Origin of the sequence: Eubacterium aggregans (assembly GCF_900107815.1) — a bacterium.
In the GTDB taxonomy this organism is placed as follows: Bacteria; Bacillota; Clostridia; order Eubacteriales; family Eubacteriaceae; genus Eubacterium_O; species Eubacterium_O aggregans.
On record NZ_FNRK01000052.1, the window covers coordinates 1 to 2621 of the forward strand.

The 2621-nt window shown below is 35.9% G+C and carries 3 protein-coding genes; 2 read left to right on the top strand and 1 reads right to left on the bottom strand.

What is annotated here, in order from left to right; translation table 11 throughout:
- Nucleotides 1–54 precede the first annotated feature (54 nt).
- Nucleotides 55–726 (bottom strand): transposase, encoded by a 672-nt coding sequence (locus BLW33_RS13815; protein WP_242911697.1) that lies wholly within the window; start codon nt 724–726, stop codon nt 55–57.
- A gap of 265 nt (nt 727–991) precedes the next feature.
- On the opposite strand from BLW33_RS13815, the gene BLW33_RS13820 reads away from it, so the two are divergent.
- Nucleotides 992–1612: a GntR family transcriptional regulator gene (locus BLW33_RS13820; RefSeq protein WP_242911698.1), complete on the top strand. Its 621-nt coding sequence runs from the start codon at nt 992–994 to the stop codon at nt 1610–1612.
- A 279-nt stretch (nt 1613–1891) separates the two neighbouring features.
- Complete coding sequence (locus BLW33_RS13825) at nt 1892–2569, top strand: MATE family efflux transporter (RefSeq protein ID WP_090310044.1); 678 nt, start codon at nt 1892–1894, stop codon at nt 2567–2569.
- The last annotated feature ends 52 nt before the right edge of the window (nt 2570–2621 follow it).

The window sequence follows — 2621 nt, forward strand, 5'->3', positions numbered from 1 at the left end:
AAGCGGGCACTTTACCACTGTACTGTTGCTGCATAATTCTCCTTGCCGATGGGACTAAACTTTTATTGACAATTCCAATTTGAGACGTATCACATAGTCTTGTCCGAGTTCATCCATTTTCAGAAACATTTTGTTATCATCGTAACCACGATCCATTGCAAAAGTTGCTTTTTTAAAGAGTGCAGCGCCCTGCTCCATTGCCTGGAAAGTGATGGTGTTTGCAGATTTATAATCTCTTTCAGAGGAAGAATGTATTCTTGAAAAAATGCTAACGGGATGATTGCTGCTCGTGAGAACACAGGCTTCGGTCACATGATATCCTTTTTTGTAAACGTTTTTTGTTGAAGTGCTTTCGGAACCATCTCTAACGATACCAAGAGCTTCAAATTTGTAACCATCCGGTTTTACCACATCACTGTCATCGATATGAATGACTGGTTCATCAGGAACCCATTTTTTAATTGTATGCAGATAAGAAGCAACTGCTTTTCCAGGAGTACCTTTTTCTAAGTGTCTGGACAGACGGTCTACGATATTAATCTTTTTTGACGATTCATGAAGCTGGTCGACAACGTCAGTCAGAAGACAGCTTCCAGAGGCTAACAGGCCATAAGTAATGTCGGCAGTGAATTTCCTTTCGGGTTTAGAAAGGTGTCTGGAAATTTTGTTTGAAAAAGATAAAATTTTTCGTTTTAAGGTATAAGTATTTGTGGTAGAATTAAGCATAAGGAGCCCTCTCTTTTTTTGTTTAGTTGGTTTTTGTTTCATCACTTTAATTATACCAAACAAAGAGTCTGGATTCCTTATATTTTGGGCATTTTTTGAAAGTTGTTTATTGTAAAGCTGATAAAATTCGCAGTTGTGGATAAAACTGCGGAAACTCAAGATACTTCTTATCTTGCAAAAAGAATATAGGTATATTATAATATGGATACTTTAGAAGTAAAAATGCTTTTTATGTTCTAATTTGAAAGGAGCATTGCTAAGAAATATGAAAGTAACTATTCCAAGATACCAACAGATTGCTGCAGATGTTGCAGCTAAGATTGTAGAAGGATATTACAGTGAAGGTGAGAAAATCTATGTACGTTCTTCCCTTTCCAGTCAATATGGCGTTTCTTCTGAAACGGCGCGCCGTGCAATCAGTGCATTATCCGATATGAAGATTGTAGAAGTAACAAAGGGCAGCGGTGTATTAATAAAATCCAAAGATAAGGCAAAAAACTTTGTTAATAAATTTAATTCTATTAATGAGATGAGCAATTTAAAAAAACAAATTTTAACCGGAATGGAACAGCAGATACAACAAAACCATGAATTAAAAGGTATGATATCAGAACTTCTCTACAAGACAGAACGATTTCGTGAAGTAAATCCCCTTACACCATTTGAGATTGAACTAAAAGAAGATGCCAACTACATAAGGAAAAGTATTTCCGATGTACAGTTTTGGCATAATACAACGGCAACAATCATCGCAATAAAACGAGAAAATGAGATTATTATTTCACCTGGGCCGTATGCAATTTTTTGTATTGGAGATATTATTTGTTATATTGGTGATGAAAACTGCCACGAGAGAGTTCAAAATTTTTTTCACAAGACCAATTGAATAAAGTATTTATAGAGGCGTTCAAAAGTTACCCCTAAGGTACGGCATCTGTGCTGTATGGTAGCTTTTGAATACCTTTTTTATTTTATAGGAAGGGTCTTCTCCCTCAAGATTGCGGACAGTGGAGATGAGAGTGTCGAAGGCACCTTGCACTATTATAGGAAGGGGCAGGCGAAATCAGGAGGAAAATATATGAAAAATAATTTGACACAGGAAAATATTATGAAAACATTAGTGTGGTTTACAGTCCCTTTGATATTAAGCGGTTTGCTTTAGCAAATGTTCAATTGGGTTGATGCTTTTGTTGTTGGAAATGTTGAGGGAGAACTGGCCCTTGCGGGAATTGGGGCAACTACTTCAATTTATAATCTATTTGTCACAGTAATTACAGGTTTTACATCTGGAATCTCCGTATTAGCTGCACAGCAGTACGGAATGGGAGAAGAGGGAAAACTGAAAAATATTTTATCTTCCTTTGTAATTTTACTGGGTGGTATATTTCTGATTATTGCTGCTGTGGGAATTTTGTTCACACGCCCGATTTTAACTCTTTTGGATACACCTGCAAATATTTTTTCAATTGCAAGAGAATATATTCAGATTATGTTTTTGGGAATTCCTTTATTAGCTGTCTATAATATATATTCCGCTGTATTGAGAGGGCTGGGTGACAGCAAAGCACCATTTTTGTCTGTACTTGTGTGTTCTATTGCAAATGTTGTTTTAGATATTATCTTTGTTGTTGTTCTGCCATTTGGTGCAGCAGGAGCTGCCGCTGCAACAGTAATATCTCAAATTGTAATGACAGTATTTATTGTGTTGTATGCGATAAAGAAACATCATAAACTAAGATTTCGTTTGAATAAAGAAATAATTCAGAAAGCCATTATTGCGAGAGGAACAAAATATAGCCTTCCACCGGCGGTACAATCTGGGACAAGTATAATGGTCTCATAAATTAAGACATTTTTTCAGACGGATATTAATGAATCTGATATACTAAAAAGAG

What these genes read in the sequence shown, in the direction of transcription:
- BLW33_RS13820 (WP_242911698.1), top strand. Translation starts at nt 992, where the DNA reads ATGAAAGTAACTATTCCAAGATACCAACAGATTGCTGCAGATGTTGCA.
- BLW33_RS13815 (WP_242911697.1), bottom strand. Translation starts at nt 726, where the DNA reads ATGCTTAATTCTACCACAAATACTTATACCTTAAAACGAAAAATTTTA.
- BLW33_RS13825 (WP_090310044.1), top strand. Translation starts at nt 1,892, where the DNA reads ATGTTCAATTGGGTTGATGCTTTTGTTGTTGGAAATGTTGAGGGAGAA.